Raw genomic sequence first — 26,251 nt, forward strand, 5'->3', positions numbered from 1 at the left:
TGCATCATCAAAGAGTCATGAAGCTGTGTTTTTGTGACGCTCATGATGGATACAGCGACATTTTCACAGGCCCTGTTGGGCACTGTGCAAGCCGTCAGCCTCAACCCGGCGCACGGCTTTTCGAAACAAAACCAAGACCGCATTCGCGTGCTCAAAGGATTGGGCGTCGAGGGTGACGCGCATATGGGCGAAACGGTGCAGCACTTGTCGCGCATCGCTCAGAACCCGCTACAGCCGAACCTGCGCCAAGTGCACCTGATCGCGTCCGAACTGTTCGAGATGCTCTCAGAGAAAGGCTACCAGCTGTCTGCGGGCGATCTGGGTGAAAACATTCTCACCACCGGGCTGGATCTCATCAGCCTGCCCGTGGGGACTAAACTCCATATCGGCGAAAGCGCCGTGGTCGAGCTCACAGGTTTGCGCAACCCGTGCAAACAAATTGACGACTTCCAAGAAGGCTTGATGGGTGAGCTGGTGTTTAAGGACGCCGACGGCAACATCGTGCGCCAAGCGGGTGTGATGTCCGTGGTGGAAACGAGCGGTGAGGTCTCCCCCCAAGATACCATCCGCATCGAGCTGCCGCCGGAGCCGCATCAGAAAATGGAGCGGATCTAGCCTTCCGGCTTAAGTGTCCTGGCAAGCAAATCTGCCCTCTTGCGGGCTTGCTTGTGACCTTGCTGGGCTGCGGCCTCCCAATAGGCAAGTGCACGCTTCGCATCTTTGTCGACGCCTAAGCCCTTCGCGTACATCTTGCCCAGATTATACTTGGCGTCAGCATCGCCTTGCGCTGCGGCGCGTTCGTACCAGGTGATGGCCGTTTTGTAGTTTTGCGTAACACCAAAGCCGTTGTCATACATGACCGCCAAATTGTACTGCGCATTCGCCAGCCCCTGTTTGGCCGCACGTTCATACCACGACACAGCTGCCGTCAAGCCTTTGGGGACACCTTGAGCGTTTTGATGCATCAGGCCGACGTAGTACTGCGCCAAGGCATTACCCTGTTCGGCCAAGGGAGTCCATTCGCTCAGCGCGGCTTTGAAGTCACCTTGGCGGGCGGCGTGCAAGCCTTTGTCAAAGTTTTGGGCGAGCGCCGGGAGCCCACCCCCGAGCGCCACAGCCATGAGAACGAGGGTGAGAGCGATTGCCCTCAAAGCTCATCCTCCAAACGCTTACACAAAGTCTTTAACACCTTCACCCGCGCATAGTATTTTGAGTTGGCTTCTACCAAGGTCCATGGTGCAATTTCGGTGGATGTGCGTTCGACCATGTCACACACAGCGTTTGAATACTCATCCCATTTGTCGCGGTTGCGCCAGTCTTCGTCGGTGAGTTTGAAGCGTTTGTAGCCGGTGGCTTCGCGTTCATTGAAGCGGTGCAGCTGTTCTTCCGCCGTCACCGACAGCCAGAACTTGTGCACGATCACGCCGTGGCGCGCCATTTCTTCTTCGAAGTCGTTGATTTCGCCATAGGCGCGCATCCAGTCGGCATCGGAACAGAAACCTTCGACGCGCTCGACCAACACACGGCCATACCAGGACCTGTCGAAGATCGCCGTCTTGCCCTTGCCCGGAAGGTTGCGCCAAAACCGCCAAAGATACGGCTGTGCCTTTTCTTCATCCGTCGGTGCAGCGACGGGGATAATGTCGTAAAAGCGGCTATCCATGGCGCCGATGATGCGCCGGATAGAACCGCCCTTGCCCGCAGCATCGTTGCCTTCAAAGACCAAGACGACTGAACGGTCGCGGAACTTTTTGGAGCGCGTCAGTTTGTTCAAGCGGCCTTGGTATTTTTCCAGCTCTTTCTTGTAAGCTTTCTTTTCCAGCGTCTTGGTGTAATCCAGTGCTTGAAGAATGTTGATGTCTTGGGTTTTGTCCAAGGCCACAGGCACAGAGGTCTGTGTCGGCTTGCTGTCATCTTCCAAGCGCGCTTTAACGGCGCTGAGCAGTGTGCGAGCGACGGTCAAGTTGCGATATTTTTCGTCCGAGCTTTCAACCACCACCCACGGCGCATGGCCGCTCGACGTGCGGCGCAGAACGTGTTCCGCCACAGGCATCATTTTGTCGTAGCTGTCGTAGCGTTCCCAATCGGTCTTGCTGACGCGCCATGCGGTGTTCTTATTGCCTTCCAGTTCTTTGAGACGATCCTTCAAGGCGTCTTTGGACAGGTGCAGCCAGAACTTCAAAATTAATGCGCCTTCGTCGGCAAGCATGCGTTCAAAGCGCAGGAAGTCTTCCAGGTAGCTGTCTAAATAAGCGATGTCTTTGCCGCCTTCGATGTGCATTTTCATGGGGTGGCTGTACCAAGAGCCAAAGAAGAAGCCAATGGCCCCCTTCGGCGGCAGGGCGCGCCAATAGCGCCACATGGCCGGGCGTTCCAACTCTTCGTCCGTGGGGTCGCCCAGCGCGTGCGCGTGAATATTGCGTGGGTCCATCCAGAAGTTGAGCGTGTTGACGGTCTCCCCTTTGCCGGCACCGTCAACGCCGGAGATGATGATCACGACCGGGAACTTCTTTTTCTCTCCCAGCTCGAACTGAACATCCAATAGCGCTTCGCGCAGCTTCGGAACTTCTTCCTTGTAGGTTTTTTTATCGACCGTATGGCCCAGCTCTGCGGCTTCGAACATTTTGAGTTCCCCCTTAACACCTTGACGCCAAATTAAATTCTAGCACGAGCAAAAGAAACATCACCTACAAAAAAAGGGGGGGGGCGGAGCCCTCCGCAGTTCAACCAAACGGTTAAAGCGCGAATAGCAATCACCTGCCCCCCAGATTATCGAGACATAAACGTGTCATTGACCATTTAGTCCGCTTTAACCCCTATAGCGGAAAGGTTTCTGACTGACAGGAATAGGCCGCTTGTGACCCAATACAGTCATAACTGTACGTGATGAAAAATTGGACTTATTCGCCGGTATTTATTGAGCAGCATCTGCTTGGTTTTTCATCGGTGTGACGATCTCAATACCTTTAATGCGCTCCGCTGGCAGGATGATTTCCGCACGCGTCCCTTTGTTCAATTCCGACGTTAGGTGCAAATTACCATCGTGGAGTTCGACCAGGTTTTTGCTTAATGGCAGACCCAGACCAGTGCCATCGTGTTTGCGGTTCAGCCCACTGTCAACTTGCCCGAATTGGGTCATGGCTTTGGCGATACCATCGCTATCCATGCCGATGCCGTTATCGATTACGGCAATACAGAGACTGTTATCATGCAAGCCGTGGCTTGTAAGGGTCACAGTACCGCCTTCGGGGGTAAACTTCACGGCATTAGACAGTAAATTGAGTATGACCTGCTTCAAACGCCGATTATCGCCAAAAATAAGTATGTCATCATTCGTATTCTCGATATTCAGATGTACGTTTCCTTTTTCAGCGCGGGGACTGATCAGCCGGGAAGACGCTTCAATCAAACCCTCTAGAGCGATGTCTTCTTCGTGTAGTTTTAGCTTGCCAGCCTCAAAGGCTGAAACATCCAAGATGTCATTGATCAGCTCCAATAAATGCTGGCCGGAGTCGAGAATATCACTGGCGTACTCATTATATTTGTTGTGTCCAATCGGCCCATAGAATTGCTGACGGATGCTGTCAGAAAAGCCAATAATAGCATTGAGAGGAGTACGCAATTCGTGGCTCATGTTCGCGATCAACTCGGACTTTGCCCGGTTTGCGATTTCCGCTTGTCGACGGGCATTCTCAGTGCGCTCTTCGGCCAGCTTCTTTTCCGTAACGTCTTCATGAACTGCAATGAAATTGGACAACTCACCATGTTCGTCAAACACGGGTGCGGCTACCATGGACGCCCAAAAGAAACTTCCATCCTTGCATTTATCCCTAATTTCACCACGCCACTCTTTACCAGACATGAGGCTTTGCCATAGGCTTGCATAATGTTCTGGCGGCGTGTCACCGGACTTCAAAAATCTAGGATTTTGACCGATGGCTTCTTCACTGGAATAACCTGTCATCTCTGTAAAACGTGGGTTTACATATTCAATGATGCCATAAAGGTCCGTGATGAACACCATGTTGGGGCTTTGATTAAGTGCTTGTGACAGTTTGCGCAGGTTCGCATCAGCGCACTTTCGCTCAGAGATTTCCTGGCGTAGTTCCTTAGTCTGGTCTTCGAGTTTGCGAATGAGTGGGTTGGTGATGCGATAAAACAACCAACTGCCAATGAATATGGTGATCAATGCGATCACCCCCACGGTCAGACCTGCTTGGACAAAAGGTGCCTCGATTTCTGAGATGTTAATCTTAGCAACCAAACCCAACTCCAATTCACCGATGGACTCATAGGCAGCGAGGACTTCGACGCCTTGATAATCCAAAGCAGTAATGGTTCCGGAACGGCCGGTGAGCGCTAAGCGCATGGGCTGTGCAAGTGCGGAAGCAATCGGTACGGGTTGTGGTTTTGTAAGTTGAATATTGCGCTGACGCAGAATGAATACGATGTTGTCACCCTCGCGTTTACCTAAAACGAATTCACCAGTTTCACCGAAACCGTTATAAGTGCTGAAAGCGTCTTTGACCTGACTGAGGGTAGCGTCAGATGCGTCGAGAAAAGTAGTTGGATTGTTATCACGGTCAAACCGGGCAACTGCATCAATCAGTTTGGCTTGTGTTTTGACTGCGGCGATCAGCTCTGTCTGCGCTTGCTCAAAAGTTATTGTGCGGAGCAAGGTGATTGAAACGCCACCGATGACAACAGCCAGTGCCGCCATGATGGCGGCCAGAATGAAAATCGGCTGCCTTTGTCCCATATCAATGCTGTCCAGTTTCCCAGGGTAACCGAGCGCCCCCTGTCTACGATCAGCTGAGTTCCTCAATGCCAAATAGAGCGATTATCAGAACATAAAAGATAGTCTATATTTATTTGGGAGAACTTGATATGGCTTTCAAGCCGGAATGAACTTTAATTCTTAAATCTTGGATCAGATCCATACCCGATGGCTTCCAACCCACAGAGATTCTGGTGTTGCCAAGGTCAGCTAGTGGCCAATCCATGACATTCATTCCGTCAACCTGCGATGTTCGTTATCGAAAAGAAAGCAGACCTGGATTGTTTGAGCCAATAACAATCCAATAACAAAGGCCGCCCTTTTTTGAGAGCGACCTTTGGATCATGATTCCACCAAAAACTGAAAGGCTAGGCCCAAAGGCCGCCTTCAAATCAAAACAATACGCCTTAGCGCAGGATCGAGCGTCCGGCGTACTTGCCAACGGTTTCCAGCTCTTCTTCGATGCGGATCAGTTGGTTGTACTTGGCCATGCGATCCGAGCGGCTGAGCGAGCCGGTTTTGATTTGGCCCGCGTTGGTCGCGACGGAAATGTCGGCGATGGTGTTGTCTTCGGTTTCGCCCGAACGGTGCGAGATCACAGACGTGTAACCCGCACGATGAGCCATTTCCACGGCTTCGAAGGTTTCGGACAGGGTGCCGATTTGGTTCACTTTGACCAAGATGGAGTTCGCAGCCCCCATGTCGATGCCGGTTTTCAAACGTTTGGGGTTGGTGACAAACAGATCGTCGCCCACCAGCTGGCACTTGTCGCCAATTTCGTCGGTCAGGGCTTTCCAGCCGTCCCAATCGTCTTCGGCCATGCCGTCTTCGATGGAGAAGATCGGGTACTTGGCAGCTAAGTCGGCCAAGTATTTCACCATTTCGTCGGAGCCCAGGACTTTGCCTTCGCCGGAGATGTTGTATTTGCCGTCGGCATAGAATTCCGTCGAAGCGGCATCCAAAGCCAGCATCACATCGTCGCCCGGTTTGTAGCCGGCCTCTTCAATGGCTTTCAAAACGAAGCCGATGGCCTCGTCCGTGCCCGCAACGTTCGGGGCAAATCCGCCTTCGTCACCGACGTTGGTGTTCAGCCCGGCATCCGACAGGCCCTTTTTCAACTGGTGAAAGACTTCCGCACCCATGCGCACACCGTCGGCCAAAGTGTCGGCGCCCACGGGCATAATCATGAATTCTTGGAAATCGATGGGGTTATCAGCGTGCTCGCCACCGTTGATGATGTTCATCATCGGCGTCGGCAAGACATGGGCATTGGGGCCGCCCAGATACGTGTAAAGCGGCAATGCAGCTTCTTCGGCAGCGGCTTTGGCAACGGCCATGGATACACCCAACATGGCGTTGGCGCCCAAGCGGCCTTTGTTGTCCGTGCCGTCCAGCTCAATCATGGTTTTGTCGACCAGCAACTGGTCTTCGGCGTCCATGCCGATCAAAGCGTCGGCCAGTTCGCCGTTGACGCTTTCACAGGCTTTCAAAACGCCCTTGCCCAGATAGCGGCCTTTGTCGCCGTCGCGCAGTTCCACAGCTTCGTGGGCACCCGTAGATGCGCCGGAGGGAACGGCTGCGCGGCCAAACGAACCGCTTTCCAAAATCACGTCCACCTCGACGGTGGGGTTGCCGCGGCTATCCAAAATCTCACGGCCGTAAATGTCGACGATTGCCGTCATTTTTGAGTTCCTTTTCGTATATCTTTTGGTCGCGCCGGGACTATAACGATATCGGGTGCGCTTTGGCTACCTTATCTATCGCCATCAAAATCTCGAGCACGTCGGGGAGGTCCCTTAAGGGGATCATATTCGGCCCGTCAGAGGCCGCGTTGTCGGGATCGTCGTGGGTCTCAATAAAGACCCCCGCAATGCCCAACGAAACTGCTGCGCGGGCCAGAACCGGCGCAAAACGCCTGTCCCCACCCGAAGAGCCGCCCTGCCCGCCCGGCTGTTGCACCGAGTGGGTGGCGTCGAAAATCACAGGAAGCCCCGTGTCGTTCGCCATTTGCGGCAGGCCCCGCATATCTGTAACCAAAGTGTTGTAGCCGAACGAGGTTCCGCGTTCGGTGATCAAAACATTTCCGTTGCCGCTGTCGGTGACTTTGGCAACCACGTTCTTCATATCCCAAGGGGCCAAGAACTGCCCCTTCTTCACATTGATAATCGCGCCCGTTTGGGCGGCAGCCACCAATAAGTCGGTCTGGCGGCACAAAAATGCTGGGATTTGCAACATATCCACAACTTCGGCCACCGGGGCGCATTGTTCTTTTTCGTGAATGTCGGTGACCAGTGCGACGCCAAGCTTGTCTTTGATGTCGGCAAAGACGCTCAGCGCCTTGTCCAACCCCAACCCCCGCTTGCCGCCCAAAGACGTACGGTTGGCCTTGTCGAACGAGGACTTGAAGACAAACCCGATGCCAAGCTTTTCGGTGAGTTCTTTGAGCGCCGCCGCCATTTCCATGGCGTGCTGGGCACTTTCCATCTGACACGGCCCCGCAATCAACGCCAAGGGCCTGTCGTTACCAAAACCGACATTGCCGACGTGAACGTGTTTGGGCTGAGCCATAATGTTAATTCTTTCACCACAGAGGACACAGAGTCCACAGAGTTAATTCTTTGCTGTGTTGTCATGCCCGGGCTTGGCCCGGGTATCCACGTCTTTGTCTGAGACCGTTTAAGACGTGGATCACCGGGTCAGGCCCGGTGATGACGGAGTATTCTTAAACCTTCACCCTAAACCAAACGCGCCTGGTGCACGGCGGCCTCGATGAAGGAGACGAACAGCGGGTGCGGTTCGAACGGACGCGATTTCAGCTCCGGGTGGAACTGAACCGCTACAAACCACGGATGGTCCGGCCATTCAACAATTTCTGGCAAAACCCCGTCCGGAGACATGCCGGAAAAGACCAAACCCGCCTCTTCCAAGCGCTCCATATACGCCGTATTGACTTCATAACGATGACGGTGGCGTTCGGAAATGTTGTTGGAGCCAAAAATCTCCAGCGCTTTGGTGCCGTCTTTGATGGTGCAGTCATAAGCACCCAAGCGCATGGTGCCGCCCATATCGCCGTCGGCGGCGCGTTTTTCCAAATCGCCCTCTTTGGCCCATTCGGTCATCAAACCGACCACAGGCTCTTTCGGATCACCCAGCTCGGTCGAGCCGGCACCTTCGATGCCGGCGGTATTGCGCGCGGCTTCGATGACGGCAACCTGCATACCGAGACAGATTCCAAAGTACGGAATGTTGTGTTGGCGGGCGAACTGAACGGCTTTAATTTTGCCCTCGGTCCCCCGCTCACCAAAACCACCCGGCACCAAGATGCCATGCTTGCCGTTTAAGTGGTGGATAACGGACTGTTCGTCTTCTTCAAAGATCGAAGCATCGATCCATTCCATGTTCACTTTAACATGGTTGGCGATGCCGCCGTGGGTGAGCGCTTCGGCCAAAGATTTATACGCATCCAAAAGCTCGACATACTTGCCGACCACAGCGATGGTCACTTCGCCTTCGGGCTTGGTCACGCGTTCGACCACTTCGATCCAACGCGACAAGTCCGGCTTTTGCGCATCGTCCAGGCCAAAGTGCTTCAACACCTGAGTGTCGAGACCTTGTTCGTGGTAGCTGATGGGAACTTGGTAGATGGAAGACACATCCAACGCCGGGATGACGTTTTCTTGGGCGACGTTACAAAACAGGGCGATTTTTTTGCGCTCACCCTCTGGAATGTCGCGATCTGCGCGACACATCAACAGATCGGCTTTGATGCCAACCTGCAGCAATTCTTTGACGGAGTGCTGCGTCGGCTTGGTTTTCAGCTCGCCCGCCGTGGGAATGTAGGGCAGCAGCGTCAGGTGCACATACATGGTACGTGACGGGCCCAATTCGTTACCCAGCTGACGAATGGCTTCCAAGAACGGCAAGCTTTCGATGTCACCCACCGTGCCGCCGATTTCGATCAGCACAAAATCTTCGTCACCTTCGTGGGAAATCACAAAATCTTTGATGCTGTCGGTAATGTGCGGGATGACCTGAACGGTCGCCCCCAGATAATCGCCCCGGCGTTCCTTGGCGATCACTTCCGAATACACACGGCCTGTGGTGACGTTGTCCGATTGGCGTGCACTCACCCGGGTGAACCGTTCATAGTGACCAAAATCGAGATCAACCTCAGCGCCGTCATCGGTGACGAAAACCTCACCGTGCTGGTAAGGGCTCATGGTGCCCGGATCGACGTTGATGTAGGGGTCCAACTTGCGGAGACGAACGCTATAGCCACGCGCTTGAAGCGCCGCGCCAAGAGCTGCGGAAGCGAGACCTTTTCCAAGAGAGGAAACCACGCCACCAGTGATGAAAATATACCGTGTCATGGGACTTCAATATACCCAACTGAGGAGAGCTGTAAAATGAAAGAGGCGGCAATGTTTTGCCGCCTCTGATGTTCGATGTGGCCCATGGGCCTGTAGCCCTTGCTGAGCCTGTTATTCCGCCACCGGGGCAACAGGTGCGGCGGGCACGACCGGAGCCGCCGGTTCGACCGGTGCTGAGGTCGCCGGAACCGGGGTTTCGACCGAATCGAGGATTGAACCGCGCTCAATAGAGTTGTTCGTCACAATGGCGATGGCCAGGCTGAGGCCCATAAAGGCGGTCGCCAAGATCGCGGTGGTGCGCGTCAGCAGGTTGGCTTGTTCGCGTCCGGTCATGAAACCGCCCATGCCGCCACCGCCGCCGCCACCGGACCCACCGATGCCGAGCGCGCCGCCTTCGCTTTTTTGAATCAGCACAATGCCGATCAATGCGATGGTGACCAAGACGTGAATGACTAGCAAAACAGTCAGCATGACCAAAAAACCTAATGCCAAAAAACCAATGAAAGAGCCCGGACAAATCCGGGCTCAGTTAATCTTGCGTCGTATTTAGTCCCAAAATCGCCGTTTGGCTAGGGAAAAAGTGACTTTTTATGCGCTTTGTGCGACAGCCCAGAAGTCATCGACTTTCAAGCTGGCGCCACCGATCAAGCCGCCATCGACGTCGGCCAAGGCCAACAGCTCTTCGGCATTCTTCGGATTCATAGAGCCGCCATAGAGGATACGGGTCTTATCCGCTTCGTCCTGGCCGATTTTTTTCGCCAGTTCAGCGCGGATATAGGCGTGAACGTCTTGCACTTCGGCAGAGGTCGGCGTGCGCCCCGTGCCGATGGCCCAGACGGGCTCATACGCAATCACAGTGTTGGCGGCGGTGGAACCATCCGGAACAGAACCGGCGATTTGGCTGCCGTTGACGTCCAAGGTCTTGCCCGCGTCGCGCTCGGCTTCTGTTTCACCAATGCAGATCACAGCCGTCAGGCCATTGGCTTGGGCCGCAGCCGCTTTGGCTTTGACCGTTTCATCAGTCTCGCCGTGGTCGGTGCGACGCTCACTATGACCGACGATGGCGTAGCCACAGCCTGCGTCTTTGACTTGAGCCGCAGCGGTGTCGCCCGTGTGCGCACCCTTTTCGTTCATGTGATTGTCTTGGGAACCCAATTGCATGGTGGTGCCGGAGATTGCATCGGCCACCACCGGGATCAAGATGGCGGGCGGGCAGACCAACATTTCGAAGTTGGCATCGCCTGCGCCGTTCAGTTTTTCAGCCAAGCCGCCTGCCAATGCTTTCGCATCAGCCGTCAGCATGTTCATTTTCCAGTTCCCAGCAATCAAAGTGCGCCGTGCGCTCATGTTCGTAACCCCCGTTAATCGGTCGTTTTCAGTTAAAATGCGTTGGCGAGAGTTCTAACACAGGGGCTGCGTCGCGCAATACTCTTTGGGGTGGGCTGTTTGTGGGGCAAAGACGACAACCTGTCATATATCCGTCTAGGCCAGGATCAAAATCCGGCGCAAACCATCAGCTCTGTTATTGGCACGCTTCCTGCTGTTCTCCCCCTAAACCCAACGAAGGAGAACACCCCATGCCCCCCATCGGCCTTTTTTTTGGAACCGACACCGGCAAGACCCGCAAGATCGCGAAGACCATCTATAAACGCTATGGCAATGAAGAGGTTCTTGCCAAGCCGCTTAACGTCAATCGGATTGAGCCTGCCGACATGCTCGCCTATGACAAGCTAATCTTGGGCACCTCGACGCTCAAAGGTGGGCAGTTGCCGGGGCTGGACAGCACCGCGCAGATGGAAGGCTGGTTGGAGTTCTTGCCCAAACTAGAAGCCGCCGGAGCCGATTTCACCGGCAAAACCATCGCGCTGTATGGTCTGGGATGTCAGGAGAAGTATCCCGACACCTTCGTTGACGGGCTGGGTATTTTGCACGACTTCTTAAAAGAGCGTGGCGCAAACTTCGTCGGCGCGTGGTCCAGCGCGGGCTACACGTTCAATGCTTCCAAGGCGCAAGGCGAGGATGGAGACTTTGTCGGTCTCGCGCTGGATTTGGACCTAGAGAACCTGAAAACGGACGAGCGGCTGGACGGATGGATCAAACGAATCGCACCCGAATTGGGATTGCCAGAGGCTTAGTGCCCTCCTCCACCATCACCGTGATCGTCACCATCATCCGGGTGGCTGTCGGCTTCGCCCGCTTCACCGCCGACTTTGCCGCCACGGCCACTGGAATCATGGAACGCCCCGCCTTGTTGAAGGTCAATGGCATCCGTCCCAAAATCAGATACTTGCTCGTCCTCGCCAGGTGTATAGTCCGGAACCGAAAGGCCCACCTGCAAGTCTGAAACCGGCCCCCCGACCGAGACGCTCACACTTCGATTTGCGGGCACGTCGACCGCTTGGTCGCCTCCTCCGGTAATCGACATCACGCTAAAGACACCGTCGAGCACGCTGACCGTCGTGCCACCGTCAGGCGCAACAATGATGAGGGCATCGGAACCACGCAGTCCGATGGCAACGGACGGGGTATTGATCGTCACGCCTGAAGTGTTCATTTGTCCGGAGACAAAACGCATAACGCCAAGCGTAAAGTTGTATACGGCACGCTGTGAAGTGACGTTGTCGGGGTCGTACACAAACTCATCCAACGTGAGCTTTGCGCGTTCGCCCAAATACAGCTCGGTCTTGTCGTCCAGCTTCATTTGCACAGCTGAGCCGCCCGAGGTTTCGATCAACTGCCCCATATAGACTTTGTATCGCGGAAACAGCCGTTCGCGGTCATCTTCCGGCAAGGTTCCGTAAACATCGTGACGCTGTTTGTAGACTTTGCCGATCGATTCCGCAGCCCAGGTGGTTTGGCTGGCACAGATCAATCCCAGCACCACAAATACACTGATAAGACTTTGTAGAGGGCGTAAGAGAATTGCTGACATCGTCCCCTCCATTCAGTTGGAGACCCTGGGGCCAACACTTCATTATACACCTGCTCTTCACATAAAAAAACGGAGCGCTAAACCAGCGCTCCGTTTTTTGTTTTTTAAATCAGAGGAAACCTATCTCTATTTCCCCTCCATGGCCTTAGCCACCATGAATGAGACCGGAATAGACACCACTGTGCCGAGACCCACAGCACCTGCAATCCCCATGAACATATCGATCCCCATCGGAATGGTGAGCACAGCCAAAACCAACACGCCTGAGAATGTAACCATGGCCATCAAGAAAACGACGAAACGTAACATGTAGAAAGACCCCCCTTTTAAGGTTCATTAAGACTCGAAAACTTGGGCAACATATTAACAAAGACACATGCACAGGCAAGGCTTTTACAAAAACGTTACGTAATTTAGCCAAGTTTCAAGCGACAAAACCTTTCGCTATCCTTACCCTGGAACGAAGATGTTCTTGCCCTTGGTTCGCCCCCCTTTTATGATGCGCAGCTTCGTGATGGGATCGCTTGATTCCCTTCAGTTTTTTTTGATTTTTCAGCCCAAAACGTAGGACACGATCGCCGTCATGCTCGAATTCATGCGCAAATCCGCCAACACCATTTTCATCAAAGCCTTTTTGCTTTTGTTGGTTTTGAGCTTCGCCGTTTGGGGCATTGGCGACATCTTTAGGGGCCGCGCCAGCGAAGTGGCTGTGGCAACGGTCGGCGACATTCCCATTCCGGTGGAACGCTACCGCGCCGAGCTCACCCGCGATGCCCAACGCATGTCGCAGCTGTTCAAGCGTGAGTTTACCCCGCAAGAAGCTCAAGCCATGGGGTTGGGGCAAGCTTTGGTCCAACGCATGGTCCAAGAAACCCTGGTCACCTTGGGCGCACAGGATTTGGGGCTGTACATCAGTAATGCGCAGATTTTGGATGCGGTGCGCAAAGCCCCGGAATTCAAAAATCAAAGCGGTCAGTTCGACCGCAACGTCTTCATGTCCAAGCTGGCCCAAGCCGGCTTCAGCGAAGACCGCTACTTCAATCAAGTGCGTGGCAATATGGAACGCCGCCAGCTGCTGGCTCCGGTCGAAAGCGGCGCGACCCCGCCCAAAGGTCTCATCGACGCGCTGTATGTGCACACCTATGAAACCCGCACGGCGGACGTTATTCGCATTGAACACAACACGCTGACCAATGTTCCTCAGCCGACGGATGCGGACTTGGTGAAGTTCCACGAAGACAACGCATCTCGCTTCATGGCGCCTGAATACCGCCAGCTGGCCGCCGTCATCTTGAAAACCGCCGACATCGCCAACACCATCACGCTCACCGAAGACGACATCCAAGCCGCCTATGACGAGCGCGAAGCGGAATACTTAACCCCGGAAAAACGCAAACTGCGCCAAATCCTGGTCAACGATGAAGCCGCTGCGACCCAAGCCAAAGCCTTGCTGGACGCGGGCAAATCCTTGGACGACGCGGCAGCCGAAGTCGGCGCAAACAAAGCCATGATGGACATTGGCCAATTCACCAGTTCCGACGCCGCCAACCTATCGCCCGAAATTTCCACCGCAGTCTTCGCTGTTGCCAAAGGCGGCTACACCGCCCCACTGAAAAGCCCGCTGGGCTGGCACGTCATTGAAGTTGCCGACATTGTGCCCCAAGTGGTCAAACCCTTGGCCGATGTGCGCGACGAGCTGGCGGCTGCGTTGAAAGAAGACCAATCGCTGAACCTGCTCTACGAACAATCCAATCAACTGGACGACTTGCTGGGCGGTGGTCAGACGTTTGAAGAAGCTGCAAACGCCTTGGGGCTTCAAGCTGCCACCGTCGCCAACGTCGATGCCCAGGGGCTCACCCCTGCGGGTACGCCGGCACAAATGCCCTACTTGGCCGATGTCTTAAAACAAGCCTTTAGCTTAGGCGAAGGCCAAGACAGCACCATGACCGAAACAGACGACGGCAAGGCGTTCTTTGTTGTGCGCGTCGACGGCGTCACCGCACCGGCGCTGCGCCCGCTCGACACCGTTAAAAATGACGTCGCAGCCGCTTGGGAAGCCGGTGCGCGGGCAGACTTGGCCGCTGAACTCGCCAAAACCGTCACGGAGCGCTTAAAAGCAGGCGGTACCGCCACAGACGTAGCCCAATCGTTCGGCCTCACCGCCAGCACCACCACGCCGTTCAACCGCAACGGCGACGGCTTGCTCAGCGGTACAATCCCGGCAGCCATGATAGTGGACCTGTTCAGCATAAACCAAGGCGAAGTGACTTCTGCCCCCGGCACAGGTGCGCACACGGTGGCGCGCGTCGGCTCGGTGACCAAAGCCCAAGTGAATCAAAAAGATCAAACCTACTTGGCGCTGCAAGACAAAGTCTTGGGCGACATGCAAACTGATTTGCTGTCCCAGTTCACCCAAGCTTTGCAAGGCAAGTATGGCGTTCAAGTCCACCCCAACGTCATCAACGAAGCTTTCTGATCCGGACGGTTTGACATGGACTTAAATCCCGGACAATCCGCGTTTGAAGCGACCTATGACAACGGCGAGCCCCAAGTGGTGTGGACCACGTTGCTGGGCGATTTGGACACGCCCGTGTCGGCTTATATGAAGCTGGTGGGTGCGGACCAATTGGGATTTTTGATGGAATCCGTCGAAGGCGGCGCCAACCGCGGACGCTATTCCTTCGTCGGCTGCAAACCCGACATCATCTGGAAAGCTACCGGTGAAAAGGCCGAAATCAACCGCCAAGCGCTGACGGATGAAAACACCTTTGTCCCCTGCCCTGTGGCCGAACAACATGGCACGCTGAAATCGTTACGCGCCTTGATGGCCGAAAGCCGCATCGACATGCCGGACTCTCTGCCGCCTATGGCTGCGGGCCTGATTGGGTATTTGAGCTACGACAGCGTGCGCTTGGTCGAAAACATTCCCGACACCAATCCAGACGTCTTGAACGTGCCAGATGGCCTGTTTTTACGGCCCACCGTGATTTCCATTTTTGATAACGCCTCCGACAACGTCTACGTCGTCACCCCAGTGTTTCCCAGCGCAGACATGAGCGCCGAACAAGCGTATGAAGCCGCGCAAGACCGCTTGGCCAAAACCATTTCGGATTTCGAAAGCGCGCTGCCGCCACAGCCCGTGCAAGACGCCCCCATGGAGCTGCCCGAGCCGGTGTCCAACATGGCGCAAGACGGCTTTTTCAACATGGTGCGCAAAGCCAAGGAATACATCTTGGCGGGCGACATCTTCCAAGTGGTGTTGAGCCAGCGCTTCAAGCTGCCGTTCACGTTGCCGCCGTTTGCCTTCTATCGTTCGCTGCGCCGCATCAACCCGGCCCCGTTTTTGTTCTATCTGAACTTCGGCGGCTTCCAGGTTGCGGGATCGAGCCCTGAAATTTTGGTGCGTCTGCGCGACGGCACCGTTACCATCCGCCCCATTGCCGGAACCCGCCCCCGTGGCGCAACGCCCGCTGAAGACAAAGCGTTGGAAGAAGACCTTCTGGCCGATCCCAAAGAGCGTGCCGAGCACTTAATGCTGTTGGATTTGGGCCGCAACGACGTGGGCCGTGTTGCCAAAGTTGGCACCGTGCATGTAACGGACAGCTACTTTATCGAACGCTACAGCCACGTGATGCACATCGTGTCCAACGTCGAAGGCGAGATTGAGGTGGGCAAAGACGCCATCGATGCGCTCTACGGCGGTTTCCCGGCGGGCACCGTGTCCGGAGCCCCCAAAGTCCGCGCCATGGAAATCATCGACGAGCTGGAACCCGAAAAACGCGGCATTTACGCTGGCTGCATCGGCTATTTCGGCGCCGACGGCGAAATGGACACCTGCATCGCGCTGCGCACTGCTGTGATCAAGGACGGCTGGCTCTATGCCCAGGCGGGCGGCGGCATCGTCAACGATTCCACAGAACTGGGCGAGTTCGACGAAAGCTGCAACAAAGCCAAAGCGCTCATCCGTGCTGCGCAAGAGGCTGTGCGCTACGCTCGGCGCAACAACTAACCGCTAAGACCTTCAAAGACAAAGGGCACGCCTGAGCGTGCCCTTTGTCGTTTTGAAGAAGCGAACGCTCAGACAGGCAGAGCGTCTTTCGGATCTTCTTCAATAAATGCAGCTTTGACGAAGCCACGGAACATATTCCGCACCAAGCAAAAGCTCAAAAAGGCGAGAGTGGCGACGCCAGCGGCGGCCAAAATCCACAGAAACAAAAGTTCAAACATGCTTCGATCCTTTCGGGTTACGAATCGACTGGGGTTAATTAGTTAATGCTAATATACAAGCGTTAACAAAGATTAAAACCCCTTCAGAAGCATGACTGCCATGCAATTGACGCATGGCTTGGCACCTAATGCATGTCACAAAGCCTCAACTGCGCACATCTGAGCAGCGCCTTTCAGCCCTGCTGCCCCTTACAAAAACCATTATGTGTTGCCCAATTTTCCTATCGGTGGGACAAAACGCTGATGACGCCATATTTTTGTTCGTCATCGGTGCAATAAATGCCTATTGTACGCTTGATTTTTCACGAGCAGAGCCGCCCACAACCTCTGCTGGGGTGCCATGACACGCGTTTATATTCGGATTTCATGTCTCGTTTCTTAACACTCAGTTGTCTTGTCGGATTGGGATTGCTCACTGCATGCGCAGGCGGGCAGCAGCAGGTGCGCCAAAAGCCCAGCCCGAAGCCTATCGTGCAAAAAAAAGCCGTCACGCCGGCACCAAAGGTCTCAGACACCTATCGCATTGCCCTGTTGCTGCCGCTTTCCGGGCCGTCTAAGGAGCTCGGCCAAGCCGCGCTTAACGGCGCTATGATGGGCTTTTATGAGAACCATAGCCCCAAAGAACTAGAACTTGAGCTCTATGACACCCGCGGCACCCAAGACGGTGCCCGCCAAGCCGCACATCAAGCTCTGAGCGATCAGGCCAACATCATCGTCGGGCCGATCTTTTCCGCCAACGTTGGCGAAGTTGCAGACATCGTCGGGCCCGAAGGTCTCAGCGTCTTGGCCCTGTCCAACGACAAATTGGCCGCGCGCGAAAACGTCAAGGTTTTGGGGCCCCACCTAGAAGGCGAAGTCGAAAAACTGCTGCAATTGGCCGTCAGCCAGCGCTCAAACAGCGTCTTACTGTTCGCCCCGCAAAACGGCTACGGCTTTCGCTTGGAGCAAGAGTTCGGCCGTTTGATGGAAGACAACCGGGACTTGGTGTTCAACACCGTGCTGTTTCCCGACCGCGCCAGCGTTGATGAGTTGACCCAGTTGATCAGCGAAACCGGCAGTTATGAACAACGCACCAGCCAACTCCAAGACATCTTGGACGCCTTTCAAACTCGCTTCAGCCGCGTTCAAGACGCCTCCCAGGCGCTCACCTACGCCGTTGACCGCGCAGACTTCACCCAGCGCTGGGTGGAGCGCCATCCCCTCACGTGTGAATTGCCCAAACCCAGCCCCGAAGACGAGCGCCTCACCGACGCAGGCACCGTCGAAGCCGACGGCACGTTCCGCCTAGGGGGCTTGCCCGGACCTTTTGTGGGCGGCGAGCAAAAGATCAAGACTTATACGCATTCACGCATTTGCGACATCGACGTTCTCGAGTATGCCGAAGACTTGGCGCGCGCATACGCCTTAAAGCAAGAAGCAGACATGTTGGCCGACGTCGAGCGGCCTCTGGCTGAGGACTCAGCCCTCGAAGAGCCTGAAGAATTGGCGCCGCAAACCAACGAGCCCGCCCCTCTGACCCCGGACTACGTCTTCAGCCAAGACGAACTCAAGGCCTTGATGGACAGCGTGCCCGACGTACCCAGCGCCGCAGACCTGTTGGCTGAACGCCTCGAGACAGAGTTGGAGGATGCGCGCTTCGCGCTCTTGAACGACATGGCCGTGTGCATCGGCTTTTTGGCGGAAAAAAACTACGACCAGGATAAAGGCGTAGACGCCATGGTGCGCACCCTGGCCAAACGTGAGGTTTTGGGCCCGGCCCAATTCGACACGGTGATTTTGCCCTTGGCAGGCGACCAGCTGCGCATGGTGTCCAGCCTGTTCGATTTTTATCACGTCGGCCCGCCCGCCGTGCGTTTCTTCGGCGACAGCCAATGGGACAAGGTTGAACGGCTTCACGAAGAACCGTCCCTGCGCCAAGCCAAATGGCTATCGGTTTCGCGGGCGTTTTCCGAACAAGGCCATGCCCGTTTTGAAGCCAGCTTCCAATCGCCGCCCAGCTATATCTCTGCCTTGGCCTTCGACGGCGTGCGCTTGGCTTTTGAGGCCGCCAATCCCGAGCAAATGCGCAAAGCTCCGCCACAAGCCGACGGCTACATCATGGGCGAAAGCGGCGCGTTTCGCATCAACGAAGACGGCACCAACAAACGCGTGATTTCCGTCAGATCGCTCAGCGGCGAGGAACTTGCCAAAGCCAAAAAGAAAGAACCGGAAGCCTCCATCTTGAAAGCTTCCGGTCCTCAGTTCGGCGAAGATCGGGAAATGTACCTCAAACGCACCTGCTTGGGGCTGTATTGAGGTTATTCGGCTAAACCTTATCCCGTGACGACGGCTTCTTTCGGTGCATCATCGGTTTCGATAAATGCAGCCTGTGCAATACCACGGGCCATGTTGCGCAGCAGGCAAAACGCCAACAAGCCCAACGCGGCACCACCAAATGCAGCCAACAACCAAACAAGCAACAAACCAGTCATTTTTTATGTCCTTTCGGGGGAGATCGGATTCGCTTTTAATTAGCAAAAACTAATTTAATGGTGTTACATAAAAATGTAAGCCCCTTCAGTCACATAACAGGCATGCGCTGTACGCAAGGCAGCAAAAACAAGCGCCCTCCCCCAGTGCGGGAAAGGGCGTCTTGCACATGCGGTGAATGGTGGGTTTAAAGCCCGGATAAGGCCGATGGGATGGGCTTACCCGTCGCAATGGCAATCTTAGCTTCGATCAAGCGACATTCACCCACAGCCTTGGCGTAGGCCATTTCCGCCGCAGTCATCGCGCGCAGATGGTCGCCAATGGGTACATCGCGGGTTTCGTCGTAGCGTTGCTGCGCATCCAACAAAATCAGCCGTTCGTCTTGCCATTTAGTTTGAGCAGCTTGCAAGGCGTCCCACGACGCAGCTTGCGCCTTGATCAAGTCTGCCGGTGCCCCAACAGGGGCTTGCGGCTTGGCCAAGGGCGCATCCGGGATCATCACCAGATCGTCGAGAAACTCAACACCCGAGACGGCTTCCAGTTTCAAGCGCAGGGATTTGTTGTCTTCCACGACTTGTTCGCGTTTTGCCACCACGGCTTTTTGGTGTTTTTCGGCTTTGGCGACAGCACCCGCGCCCTTTTGCTGGGCCCGGCGCATGGCAAAGAACGCGCCTGTGCGCCGTTCGTTCATATACTGAAGGTTCAGTTCCGATACATGGAGCTGGTAGTACAGATCCAGCGCTTCTAAAACCTTTTCAGCCGGCGCGTCTTTCATCATCTCCACAAACGCAGCGTCCGTTTGCGGCGTTTCGGCGTGCGCCGGAAGAGAACTGAACGTCAAAGCGATGCCGATTAAGGCCAGTTTGATGGATTTCATCATCAGTCAGTCCCTCACTTACCGCTGCGCACAAATTTGATGAACGAGGTGCCGTCCTTGTAGGCATCAGAGCTGACATAGCGCCCCGCCGTCATGAACATGGCCGGGTCTTGATAGCCCGTCAGACGCAAAGCTTCTTGGCCGTCTTTGCCAAAGAACACAAACACCGGGGTGGCGCGTACACGCATGTCTTGGGCGTATTTCTTTTCCGTTGTCGCTTCACCTTTGTGGGTCACGACCTCCAAATCGCCCGCCATGTTGATTTCGAACATGTAGAACGTTTCGTCGTATTGGTTGGAAACTTTGGGATGGGGAAAGACACGTTTGTGCATTTTTGCGCAGTACGGGCAGCCGTTGGTGGAAAACATCACCACCAGGTTTTTGTTTTCTTCCGCTGCGGCTTCCACTTCGGCTGGAATGTCATAGTCGATGGGCTCGATAATAAACTCGGTCGCTTGGCTGGGTGTTGCCACCAAAATCGCGAGACTTAAAGTCACGGCGCTTAAGAAAGCCCGTAGGATGGATGTCGGCATCGTCTGAGGTCCCCCTGCTTTTTGTTGCGTTTGCTTAAGCCACACCGGCAAATTCAAATCCGGCGCCCTCTACGGCTTGTTTGACGGTGGCCTCATCGGCCCCGCTTACGGTTACGGACTTGGCGTCCAAGTCCACATTCACATCTGCTTGTGGGGCGGCTTCTTTAATCGCGTTGGTGACGGAATTTGCGCACCCGCCGCAGCTCATACCCAGCACAGAAAACGTTCCACTCATTTTGGTCCTTTTCACGACCTTAGGTCGTCTTGTATGATAGTCTTAACCAATTCTAATATAAAGCTTTCCCAAAGGGGAAGCAAAACGCACCGATTTTTCAGAAAGAAATCAAGGTAGAACACCTGCTCGGCGCACCCACAAGGTGTTAAATGGCTGATATTGCAGGAACATCTGCATCTTCCATTGTGAACTCCGTGACTGCGTTACGGAGCATATCTGGTGCGCGCACGGCAGCAGCCCAAAGCTATTCGCGCCCACCGGATGCGTCGCAATCAACATCGTCGGGAAGCAAAATTGTCATATCGGGCGACAAAGCCGGGTCTACAATCCAAGCTTCCATATACATCGGCAACAACATTGTCGGCATGTTGAAAAGCTTGTCCAATCTCTTGCAGGTGGCGTCTTCTTCTCAAGCCTTCAGCTATACCAACATCCACGTCGGCGACGGCACACGGGTGAGCGTGGTCAACGCGTCCGGCGATTTGGGCCGCACGTTGGAGCGCATCAACGAACTGGTCGAAAAGGCAGAGGTCAACGGCGGCAACCTGTTGTCAAGCAAATCACGGGATTTAACCTTGAAAACCACGCAATTTGGGGGGTCGCTGGATGTCCGCACACAGCCGTTGGACTTAAAAGGGCTGGGACTTGAAGACCTCAATTTGTTCGACGAAGGCGGCGTGGAAAATGCGCTGGCGAAAATCGATATCGCCATCTCCATCGCCCAATCGCGGGTCGACACGCTCAGTCAGTTGGACAATGCCCTCAACGGCACCGGCGGTTTTTCCAGCGCGTATGATAACTTCAGCGCCACAGGGCGCACCGAGCTGCGCGGCGTGTTGGTAAATCTTTACGCCTAAAACCCGATTTAGTTGTAATTTTATCCACAAAACAATCATTTGATGTGCCGGTGTTATTCCCTCACAATCGGTTCCGGCCCCCCTGCTCTTGGAATTCAGGATGGAACCCATGGCACACAAGCCACGTATGGTTATTTACTTTAATAACAACACTCTACCGCTCAGCTCACTCAAAGACACCAAATACACAGACGTCGTTTTGGCCTTTGCGTTGCCGGAGAACACAACGTCCACCAAGCTGAAGATCACAGGCAACCTGCCCCAAGGCGATCAGCTAGCTGCGCTCGCCATGACATTGCGGGTGCTTCAGCCCTTCAACTTCTGCTGACGCAAAAACAAGCGCTTTTTCATCAGTGTGGAAATCGGCACGATGGCGAAGCCGCGCTCTTTGGCGTCCTGCACCCACGTCTTCAGCACTTTAATGGTGGCATCGCGGGGGTGACCTATGGCTATGGCATGACCGTATTTTTTCGCAAGGCGCTCGGTTTCATAGAGTTGTGCCAAGACCTTAGCCGGGTCGTTTGCATTATCCAAAAACACATTGCGCTCCAAAAACGGCAAGCCGATTTCGCGCGCCACCGTGCGCCCCACCGTGCGGCTGGAGGTGCGGCTGTCTAAGAAGAACAGCCCGCGTTTTTGGATTTCCTCCAACACCACACGCATGCCCCGTGCGTCTTCGGTGAAACGGCTGCCCATGTGGTTGTTGACCGCGACGAAGCCGTCAAAGCGGCTCATCCCCCAATTGGCCAGCGAGCGGATTTCTCCGGACGGCATGGCCGTTAACAAGACGTTTTCCCCCGCATCAATAGAACGGCTGGACGGCTCCATGGACATGTGCAGCATCAGCTCGTGGCCTTGGGCCCGTGCGGCTTGGGTTTGTTGTGGCAAGTCCTTAGCGTAGGTCATGAACGACAAGGTGAGCGGCCCCGGCACACGGTCCCACATGATTTTGGACCGACGGCGATCCACCCCCATGTCGTCAATCACAATGGCGATTTGCGGCTTACCCTTAGGCGGCGCGTAATCCAGCGCGTTTTTCAGCCACAAAGGCCTGGGGCCGGCCAGGGCAAGTTCGTAGCTTTCGACCTCCGCCACTTGTGCAACGGGTTCGGGCGCGGGCTCAGCTTCAGCCACTGGCACAGGTTCTGCAACCACTTCCGGCACGGGCACGGGCTCTGGTTCAGGCTCGGGGGTATAGACCTCTTCCGCGACTTTTTCTTCATATGCCGTTTTGGGCACATGCTGGTCCGGCTCGGACAAGATCACGGCGTGTTCCATATCAAACGTCGTGTGGGGGCCACCGTTGTTTGCGACAGATGTCGGTGTGCTGTCCTTGCCGAACAAAGCCTGCGCGCCGCCGTACCCGGCCCCCATGGCTGCACCCAAAAGCAAAACACCCCCCAAAAGCGGCAGCAAAGGCACGTTGAGGTCGAGCTTGGGGATCTGAACGTGCTTTTCCAGCAAAACGTCGAGCACGGACTGCAGTTTGCCCACCACGCCGTCTGCGGCTTTGCGCGCACGATGCTTAGCCGCAATGCGTTTGGCATGCGCTTGTGCCTTTGAAGGCTTAGCCTGAGGTTTGCCTTTGTGGGTTTTGCGGGCCACGGGGTCGTTCCAACGTCTCAAAGAATCCGAGCCGTTAGAGTCCTATGCTTCACCGCCGCCGTCAATGACGCCCGTCACGCAAAGTTGGGGATTATTCGCCGAGCTTCCAGCGTTTGAGCAACAGCGAGTTGGTCACCACCGAAACCGAGCTCATGGCCATGGCAGCACCCGCAATCGCCGGGCTCAACAAACCGCTGGCCGCCAACGGCAGCGCGATGATGTTGTAGATGAATGCCCAAAACAGGTTTTGGCGGATTTTGCGCAATGTGGCTTGGGACACACTCAATGCCCCTGCCACCAATTCCGGCGCGCCGCGCATCAAGGTGATGGTCGCCGTGTGCATGGCCACATCCGAGCCCGTGCCCATGGCAATGCCGATATCGGCCTGGGCCAGCGCAGGCGCGTCGTTCACGCCATCTCCCACCATGGCAACCTTGTGCCCCACCGATTGCAGGCGTTTGACTTCTACGGCTTTGCCTTCGGGCAGGACTTCGGCCATGACATTGTGCACACCCAGTTTTTCCGCCATGACTTCCGCAGAACGACGGTTGTCGCCGGTCATCATCCAGGTGTCCATCTCCAGCGCTTCCAATTGTTCCACAGCTTCGACGGCCATATCTTTGGGGCGGTCCCCAACGGCAATCGCCCCCAACAAACCGCGCCCGACTTCTGCCATCCACACTATGGTGCTGCCGCTTCGCTCCAGGCCCGAACAGGTTTCGTCCAGCGCAACATCGTTCAGACCGATTTCCATCATCAGTTGGCGATTGCCGATGTAGATGTGGCGCAAGCCTTCTTTGGCTTTCAACACACCTTCGACACCTTTGCCGGGGTGTGCTTTAAAGTCTTTGACCGGTGTCAGACGCCCAACCACCACGTTCATGATCGCTTTGCCGATGGGATGCTCGCTGCCGTGCTGAACGCTGCCTGCGACGCGGATGAATTCTTCTTCGGTGCCTTCCAACGGGTGGACGGATTTGACCTTCAATTTACCTTCGGTCAGGGTTCCGGTCTTATCAAAAACGACAGCGGTGATGCCCTGGGCCTGTTCCATGGCGGAGGCGTCTTTGATCAAGATGCCGTGCTTGGCCGCAACCCCTGTTCCCACCATAATCGCGGTCGGCGTCGCCAGTCCCAACGCGCATGGACAGGCAATGACCAACACCGTGACGGCGTTGATCATGCCGACTTCCCAGCCTTCCCCGGCCCACATCCAGTAACCCCACGTCGCAAATGCAATGAGGATCACGATGGGCACAAAAATCGCCGCAATATTGTCTACTAGCGTTTGCACCGGAGCCTTAGAAGATTGAGCGTTTTGAACACTTTGGATGATTCCGGCGAGGGTCGAGTCTTTGCCCACCCGCGTGGCTGTCACTTGGATCATTCCGTCGCCGTTAATGGCCCCGCCAATGACGTCATCGCCCACCTTTTTGGTGATGGGCAGGCTTTCGCCGGTGATCAGGCTTTCGTCCATGGACGTTTCGCCGTCCAGCACTTGACCGTCCACCGGAACGCTTTCGCCGGGACGGATGACAACCACATCGCCCGCTTTGACGGCGGTGGCGGGAATTTCCACTTCTTCCCCGTCTTCGGAAATGACTTGGGCGGTCTGTGGGCGCAGGCTCATCAGTGCGCGAATGGCCCCCGTGGTGCCGCGCTTCGCCCGGCTTTCCAAGAAGCGTCCGAACAAGATCAATGTGATCACCGTCGCCGCACCTTCGAAATAGATGTGACCTTCGATGCCTTGCACCACACGGACAGCGCTTAAGCCCCAAGCCGCCGTGGTGCCCAGCACCACCAAAAGGTCCATATTGCCACTGCCCGCGCGCACAGCTTTGAACGCGGGAACGTAAAACCGCAGCCCGGCACCAAACTGAACGGCCGTCGCTAAGATCAGCTGAGACATATGCGTCATCGACCAATCGATGCCGATCATGCCGGAAATCATGTCGATCCACAGCGGCACGGTCAGGGCTGCTGCGAAAATCAAGTTCACGAAGTCTTTTTCCAGACGCTTCGCGTCCTTTTTGTCGTCTTCAGCGCCAAATGCCTCCACATCTTCGATAATGGCGGCGTCGAATCCGGCTTTTTGAATGGCGCGCACCACGGACGACGGCCGTGCGTGGCTCAACACCACCCGCGCCGTTTCATCGGCCAAATTGACATTGGCTTCCGTGACACCAGGCAGCTTGTCGAGCTGCTTTTCGATGCGCGAAGAGCACGACGCACACGTCATGCCTTCAACCGACAGCTCGACCACACGCTCAGGCACGACAAATCCGGCCTTTTCAATGGTGGCTTTCACGTCGCGGGCGCGCAGTTTAACGGGATCAAAGGTCACATCCGCCATTTCCGTGGTGAGGTTCACGGCGGCTTCGACAACGCCGTCAAGCTTGCTCAGCTGCTTTTCAATGCGCGCAGAGCACGACGCACACGTCATCCCTTCGATGGGATAGGCGATGTGTTTGGTTTCGAGAGCGGACGCGGTGACATCTGACGGCATGGGGTGTCCTTTATATTAGAACTTTATGAAATACTTAACCCCGTCCAGCTCCAAAGGTCAAGCTTATACAGCGATCAATTGTTAAATTAGCGGTCGATAACTACCCCACATCCTTCAGATGAAAGCCGGCTTCACAAAGATGTGCCAAAGATTGTCAAAGTTTGTTATCATCTGAAAGCTACGACATCTAAGGATTTTCCGAAATGAACTTGTCATTGACCCCGAAGCTTGAGGAATTTATCCGCGATAAAGTTGACACTGGCATGTACAACAATGCGAGCGAAGTCGTTCGTGAAGCCTTGCGGATGATGAATGAGCACGAAAAAATGAAGCTTGCCTGGATGCGCCAAATGATTGAGCGCGGGGAACGCCAGATCGAACGCGGCGATTACACAGCGTATCAAGCCAATGACATCGAGCAAATGTTTAAGGATGCTGGCTGGTAAGGTATGGTGGTTTTTAAATTATCCGACCAAGCCAAGGCTGATTTGAGACAAATTGGTGAATATACCCTCGAAAATTTTGGAGCCGAGCAAAAAGCAAAGTATGCGGAGATTCTGAAACATCACTTCCGCCAACTCGCCCAACATCCCGAAAGCGGCCAGGTTCGCGATGACTGGAAAGAAAACTACCGATCTTTCCCCGCCGGTCGACATATGATTGTTTATCGAATTACGGACGGCGGCATAGAAATCGTCGGCATCCCGCACCAGAGCAGGGATTTAAGTCGGGAAAATTAAGTTCGGGCAATCATCCACTTTATGCGTATTTACAGGCAACCATGTCTCAATGGTTGATGCTTGCGTTTGAAAAAAAATGATCGACGAGCATGCTTGACGTTGAGGGCTACCAACAGGCATTCT

At 55.1% G+C, this 26,251-nt stretch carries 26 protein-coding genes; 9 read left to right on the forward strand and 17 right to left on the reverse strand.

Annotation, left to right across the window (positions count from 1 at the left end; all coding sequences use genetic code 11):
- Positions 1–42 precede the first annotated feature (42 nt).
- Positions 43–615, forward strand: a complete 573-nt coding sequence (locus tag V5T82_RS03185; RefSeq protein WP_332894147.1) for an MOSC domain-containing protein — start codon at positions 43–45, stop codon at positions 613–615.
- On the opposite strand, the gene V5T82_RS03190 is transcribed toward V5T82_RS03185, so the two are convergent.
- The 8 genes from V5T82_RS03190 to tpiA form a co-directional block, all read right to left on the reverse strand.
- Entirely contained in the window at positions 612–1,151 is a 540-nt protein-coding gene (locus tag V5T82_RS03190) for a tetratricopeptide repeat protein (protein ID WP_332894148.1), read from the reverse strand. The genes V5T82_RS03185 and V5T82_RS03190 overlap by 4 nt on opposite strands.
- Positions 1,148–2,623 carry a polyphosphate:AMP phosphotransferase gene (pap, locus tag V5T82_RS03195; protein ID WP_332894149.1) on the reverse strand — a complete coding sequence of 492 codons (1,476 nt, stop codon included), beginning with the start codon at positions 2,621–2,623 and terminating at the stop codon, positions 1,148–1,150. The genes V5T82_RS03190 and pap overlap by 4 nt, the downstream gene beginning before the upstream one ends.
- A gap of 291 nt (positions 2,624–2,914) precedes the next feature.
- Entirely contained in the window at positions 2,915–4,759 is a 1,845-nt protein-coding gene (locus V5T82_RS03200; protein ID WP_332894150.1) for a PAS domain S-box protein, read from the reverse strand.
- 425 nt (positions 4,760–5,184) lie between these two features.
- Positions 5,185–6,459, reverse strand: coding sequence for a phosphopyruvate hydratase (eno, locus tag V5T82_RS03205; protein WP_332894151.1), 1,275 nt, complete (start codon positions 6,457–6,459; stop codon positions 5,185–5,187).
- Between the two features lie 40 nt (positions 6,460–6,499).
- A complete protein-coding gene (kdsA, locus tag V5T82_RS03210) occupies positions 6,500–7,345 on the reverse strand; it encodes a 3-deoxy-8-phosphooctulonate synthase (protein ID WP_332894152.1) in 846 nt (281 codons plus the stop codon).
- 167 nt (positions 7,346–7,512) lie between these two features.
- On the reverse strand, positions 7,513–9,147 hold the full coding sequence (gene pyrG, locus V5T82_RS03215) for a CTP synthase (RefSeq protein ID WP_332894153.1): 1,635 nt from the start codon (positions 9,145–9,147) through the stop codon (positions 7,513–7,515).
- A 111-nt stretch (positions 9,148–9,258) separates the two neighbouring features.
- Positions 9,259–9,618: a preprotein translocase subunit SecG gene (gene secG / locus V5T82_RS03220; RefSeq protein WP_332894154.1), complete on the reverse strand. Its 360-nt coding sequence runs from the start codon at positions 9,616–9,618 to the stop codon at positions 9,259–9,261.
- 117 nt (positions 9,619–9,735) lie between these two features.
- Positions 9,736–10,494, reverse strand: coding sequence for a triose-phosphate isomerase (gene tpiA / locus V5T82_RS03225; RefSeq protein WP_332894155.1), 759 nt, complete (start codon positions 10,492–10,494; stop codon positions 9,736–9,738).
- A gap of 230 nt (positions 10,495–10,724) precedes the next feature.
- Here tpiA and V5T82_RS03230 point away from each other — a divergent pair, with 230 nt between their 5' ends.
- Positions 10,725–11,282, forward strand: coding sequence for a flavodoxin (locus V5T82_RS03230; RefSeq protein WP_332894156.1), 558 nt, complete (start codon positions 10,725–10,727; stop codon positions 11,280–11,282).
- On the opposite strand, the gene V5T82_RS03235 is transcribed toward V5T82_RS03230, so the two are convergent.
- Both V5T82_RS03235 and V5T82_RS03240 read right to left on the reverse strand, forming a co-directional pair.
- Positions 11,279–12,079 carry a FecR family protein gene (locus tag V5T82_RS03235; protein WP_332894157.1) on the reverse strand — a complete coding sequence of 267 codons (801 nt, stop codon included), beginning with the start codon at positions 12,077–12,079 and terminating at the stop codon, positions 11,279–11,281. The two genes, V5T82_RS03230 and V5T82_RS03235, sit on opposite strands and share 4 nt — an antisense overlap.
- 126 nt (positions 12,080–12,205) lie before the next feature.
- Positions 12,206–12,388: a hypothetical protein gene (locus V5T82_RS03240; protein ID WP_332894158.1), complete on the reverse strand. Its 183-nt coding sequence runs from the start codon at positions 12,386–12,388 to the stop codon at positions 12,206–12,208.
- 274 nt (positions 12,389–12,662) lie between these two features.
- Here V5T82_RS03240 and V5T82_RS03245 point away from each other — a divergent pair, with 274 nt between their 5' ends.
- Positions 12,663–14,555, forward strand: coding sequence for a SurA N-terminal domain-containing protein (locus tag V5T82_RS03245; protein WP_332894159.1), 1,893 nt, complete (start codon positions 12,663–12,665; stop codon positions 14,553–14,555).
- A gap of 15 nt (positions 14,556–14,570) precedes the next feature.
- Positions 14,571–16,088 carry an anthranilate synthase component I gene (gene trpE / locus V5T82_RS03250; protein WP_332894160.1) on the forward strand — a complete coding sequence of 506 codons (1,518 nt, stop codon included), beginning with the start codon at positions 14,571–14,573 and terminating at the stop codon, positions 16,086–16,088.
- Between the two features lie 68 nt (positions 16,089–16,156).
- Here trpE and V5T82_RS03255 read toward each other — a convergent pair whose 3' ends face one another.
- Positions 16,157–16,306, reverse strand: a complete 150-nt coding sequence (locus V5T82_RS03255) for a hypothetical protein (protein ID WP_332894161.1) — start codon at positions 16,304–16,306, stop codon at positions 16,157–16,159.
- A 366-nt stretch (positions 16,307–16,672) separates the two neighbouring features.
- Between V5T82_RS03255 and V5T82_RS03260 the strand changes: the two genes are divergently transcribed.
- Entirely contained in the window at positions 16,673–18,601 is a 1,929-nt protein-coding gene (locus V5T82_RS03260) for a penicillin-binding protein activator (RefSeq protein WP_332894162.1), read from the forward strand.
- Positions 18,602–18,618: 17 nt separating this feature from the next.
- Here V5T82_RS03260 and V5T82_RS03265 read toward each other — a convergent pair whose 3' ends face one another.
- The 4 genes from V5T82_RS03265 to V5T82_RS03280 all read right to left on the reverse strand — a co-directional run bounded on the left by V5T82_RS03265 (position 18,619) and on the right by V5T82_RS03280 (position 20,420).
- A complete protein-coding gene (locus V5T82_RS03265; RefSeq protein ID WP_332894163.1) occupies positions 18,619–18,777 on the reverse strand; it encodes a hypothetical protein in 159 nt (52 codons plus the stop codon).
- Between the two features lie 185 nt (positions 18,778–18,962).
- Complete coding sequence (locus tag V5T82_RS03270; protein WP_332894164.1) at positions 18,963–19,655, reverse strand: hypothetical protein; 693 nt, start codon at positions 19,653–19,655, stop codon at positions 18,963–18,965.
- Positions 19,656–19,666: 11 nt separating this feature from the next.
- Complete coding sequence (locus V5T82_RS03275) at positions 19,667–20,185, reverse strand: thioredoxin family protein (protein ID WP_332894165.1); 519 nt, start codon at positions 20,183–20,185, stop codon at positions 19,667–19,669.
- A 34-nt stretch (positions 20,186–20,219) separates the two neighbouring features.
- Complete coding sequence (locus tag V5T82_RS03280; RefSeq protein ID WP_332894166.1) at positions 20,220–20,420, reverse strand: heavy-metal-associated domain-containing protein; 201 nt, start codon at positions 20,418–20,420, stop codon at positions 20,220–20,222.
- 149 nt (positions 20,421–20,569) lie between these two features.
- Between V5T82_RS03280 and V5T82_RS03285 the strand changes: the two genes are divergently transcribed.
- A complete protein-coding gene (locus V5T82_RS03285; RefSeq protein ID WP_332894168.1) occupies positions 20,570–21,277 on the forward strand; it encodes a hypothetical protein in 708 nt (235 codons plus the stop codon).
- A gap of 109 nt (positions 21,278–21,386) precedes the next feature.
- The gene (locus tag V5T82_RS03290) at positions 21,387–21,605 is read left to right on the forward strand and encodes a hypothetical protein (RefSeq protein ID WP_332894169.1); all 219 of its coding nucleotides are present in this window, start codon (positions 21,387–21,389) and stop codon (positions 21,603–21,605) included.
- Here the strand turns inward: V5T82_RS03290 and V5T82_RS03295 are convergent.
- Both V5T82_RS03295 and V5T82_RS03300 read right to left on the reverse strand, forming a co-directional pair.
- Positions 21,584–22,882 carry a divergent polysaccharide deacetylase family protein gene (locus V5T82_RS03295; RefSeq protein WP_332894170.1) on the reverse strand — a complete coding sequence of 433 codons (1,299 nt, stop codon included), beginning with the start codon at positions 22,880–22,882 and terminating at the stop codon, positions 21,584–21,586. The two genes, V5T82_RS03290 and V5T82_RS03295, sit on opposite strands and share 22 nt — an antisense overlap.
- Positions 22,883–22,973: 91 nt before the next feature.
- Complete coding sequence (locus tag V5T82_RS03300; protein ID WP_332894171.1) at positions 22,974–25,388, reverse strand: heavy metal translocating P-type ATPase; 2,415 nt, start codon at positions 25,386–25,388, stop codon at positions 22,974–22,976.
- A gap of 203 nt (positions 25,389–25,591) precedes the next feature.
- Here V5T82_RS03300 and V5T82_RS03305 point away from each other — a divergent pair, with 203 nt between their 5' ends.
- Positions 25,592–25,834, forward strand: a complete 243-nt coding sequence (locus V5T82_RS03305) for a type II toxin-antitoxin system ParD family antitoxin (protein ID WP_332894172.1) — start codon at positions 25,592–25,594, stop codon at positions 25,832–25,834.
- 3 nt (positions 25,835–25,837) lie between these two features.
- On the forward strand, positions 25,838–26,128 hold the full coding sequence (locus V5T82_RS03310) for a type II toxin-antitoxin system RelE/ParE family toxin (protein WP_332894173.1): 291 nt from the start codon (positions 25,838–25,840) through the stop codon (positions 26,126–26,128).
- The last annotated feature ends 123 nt before the right edge of the window (positions 26,129–26,251 follow it).

The organism is Magnetovibrio sp. PR-2, assembly GCF_036689815.1.
In the GTDB taxonomy this organism is placed as follows: Bacteria; Pseudomonadota; Alphaproteobacteria; order Rhodospirillales; family Magnetovibrionaceae; genus Magnetovibrio.

What these genes read in the sequence shown, in the direction of transcription:
- V5T82_RS03185 (WP_332894147.1), top strand. Translation starts at nt 43, where the DNA reads ATGATGGATACAGCGACATTTTCACAGGCCCTGTTGGGCACTGTGCAA.
- pap (WP_332894149.1), bottom strand. Translation starts at nt 2,623, where the DNA reads ATGTTCGAAGCCGCAGAGCTGGGCCATACGGTCGATAAAAAAACCTAC.
- V5T82_RS03200 (WP_332894150.1), bottom strand. Translation starts at nt 4,759, where the DNA reads ATGGGACAAAGGCAGCCGATTTTCATTCTGGCCGCCATCATGGCGGCA.
- eno (WP_332894151.1), bottom strand. Translation starts at nt 6,459, where the DNA reads ATGACGGCAATCGTCGACATTTACGGCCGTGAGATTTTGGATAGCCGC.
- kdsA (WP_332894152.1), bottom strand. Translation starts at nt 7,345, where the DNA reads ATGGCTCAGCCCAAACACGTTCACGTCGGCAATGTCGGTTTTGGTAAC.
- pyrG (WP_332894153.1), bottom strand. Translation starts at nt 9,147, where the DNA reads ATGACACGGTATATTTTCATCACTGGTGGCGTGGTTTCCTCTCTTGGA.
- secG (WP_332894154.1), bottom strand. Translation starts at nt 9,618, where the DNA reads ATGCTGACTGTTTTGCTAGTCATTCACGTCTTGGTCACCATCGCATTG.
- tpiA (WP_332894155.1), bottom strand. Translation starts at nt 10,494, where the DNA reads ATGAGCGCACGGCGCACTTTGATTGCTGGGAACTGGAAAATGAACATG.
- V5T82_RS03230 (WP_332894156.1), top strand. Translation starts at nt 10,725, where the DNA reads ATGCCCCCCATCGGCCTTTTTTTTGGAACCGACACCGGCAAGACCCGC.
- V5T82_RS03235 (WP_332894157.1), bottom strand. Translation starts at nt 12,079, where the DNA reads ATGTCAGCAATTCTCTTACGCCCTCTACAAAGTCTTATCAGTGTATTT.
- V5T82_RS03240 (WP_332894158.1), bottom strand. Translation starts at nt 12,388, where the DNA reads ATGTTACGTTTCGTCGTTTTCTTGATGGCCATGGTTACATTCTCAGGC.
- V5T82_RS03245 (WP_332894159.1), top strand. Translation starts at nt 12,663, where the DNA reads ATGCTCGAATTCATGCGCAAATCCGCCAACACCATTTTCATCAAAGCC.
- trpE (WP_332894160.1), top strand. Translation starts at nt 14,571, where the DNA reads ATGGACTTAAATCCCGGACAATCCGCGTTTGAAGCGACCTATGACAAC.
- V5T82_RS03255 (WP_332894161.1), bottom strand. Translation starts at nt 16,306, where the DNA reads ATGTTTGAACTTTTGTTTCTGTGGATTTTGGCCGCCGCTGGCGTCGCC.
- V5T82_RS03260 (WP_332894162.1), top strand. Translation starts at nt 16,673, where the DNA reads ATGTCTCGTTTCTTAACACTCAGTTGTCTTGTCGGATTGGGATTGCTC.
- V5T82_RS03265 (WP_332894163.1), bottom strand. Translation starts at nt 18,777, where the DNA reads ATGACTGGTTTGTTGCTTGTTTGGTTGTTGGCTGCATTTGGTGGTGCC.
- V5T82_RS03270 (WP_332894164.1), bottom strand. Translation starts at nt 19,655, where the DNA reads ATGATGAAATCCATCAAACTGGCCTTAATCGGCATCGCTTTGACGTTC.
- V5T82_RS03275 (WP_332894165.1), bottom strand. Translation starts at nt 20,185, where the DNA reads ATGCCGACATCCATCCTACGGGCTTTCTTAAGCGCCGTGACTTTAAGT.
- V5T82_RS03280 (WP_332894166.1), bottom strand. Translation starts at nt 20,420, where the DNA reads ATGAGTGGAACGTTTTCTGTGCTGGGTATGAGCTGCGGCGGGTGCGCA.
- V5T82_RS03285 (WP_332894168.1), top strand. Translation starts at nt 20,570, where the DNA reads ATGGCTGATATTGCAGGAACATCTGCATCTTCCATTGTGAACTCCGTG.
- V5T82_RS03290 (WP_332894169.1), top strand. Translation starts at nt 21,387, where the DNA reads ATGGCACACAAGCCACGTATGGTTATTTACTTTAATAACAACACTCTA.
- V5T82_RS03300 (WP_332894171.1), bottom strand. Translation starts at nt 25,388, where the DNA reads ATGCCGTCAGATGTCACCGCGTCCGCTCTCGAAACCAAACACATCGCC.
- V5T82_RS03305 (WP_332894172.1), top strand. Translation starts at nt 25,592, where the DNA reads ATGAACTTGTCATTGACCCCGAAGCTTGAGGAATTTATCCGCGATAAA.
- V5T82_RS03310 (WP_332894173.1), top strand. Translation starts at nt 25,838, where the DNA reads ATGGTGGTTTTTAAATTATCCGACCAAGCCAAGGCTGATTTGAGACAA.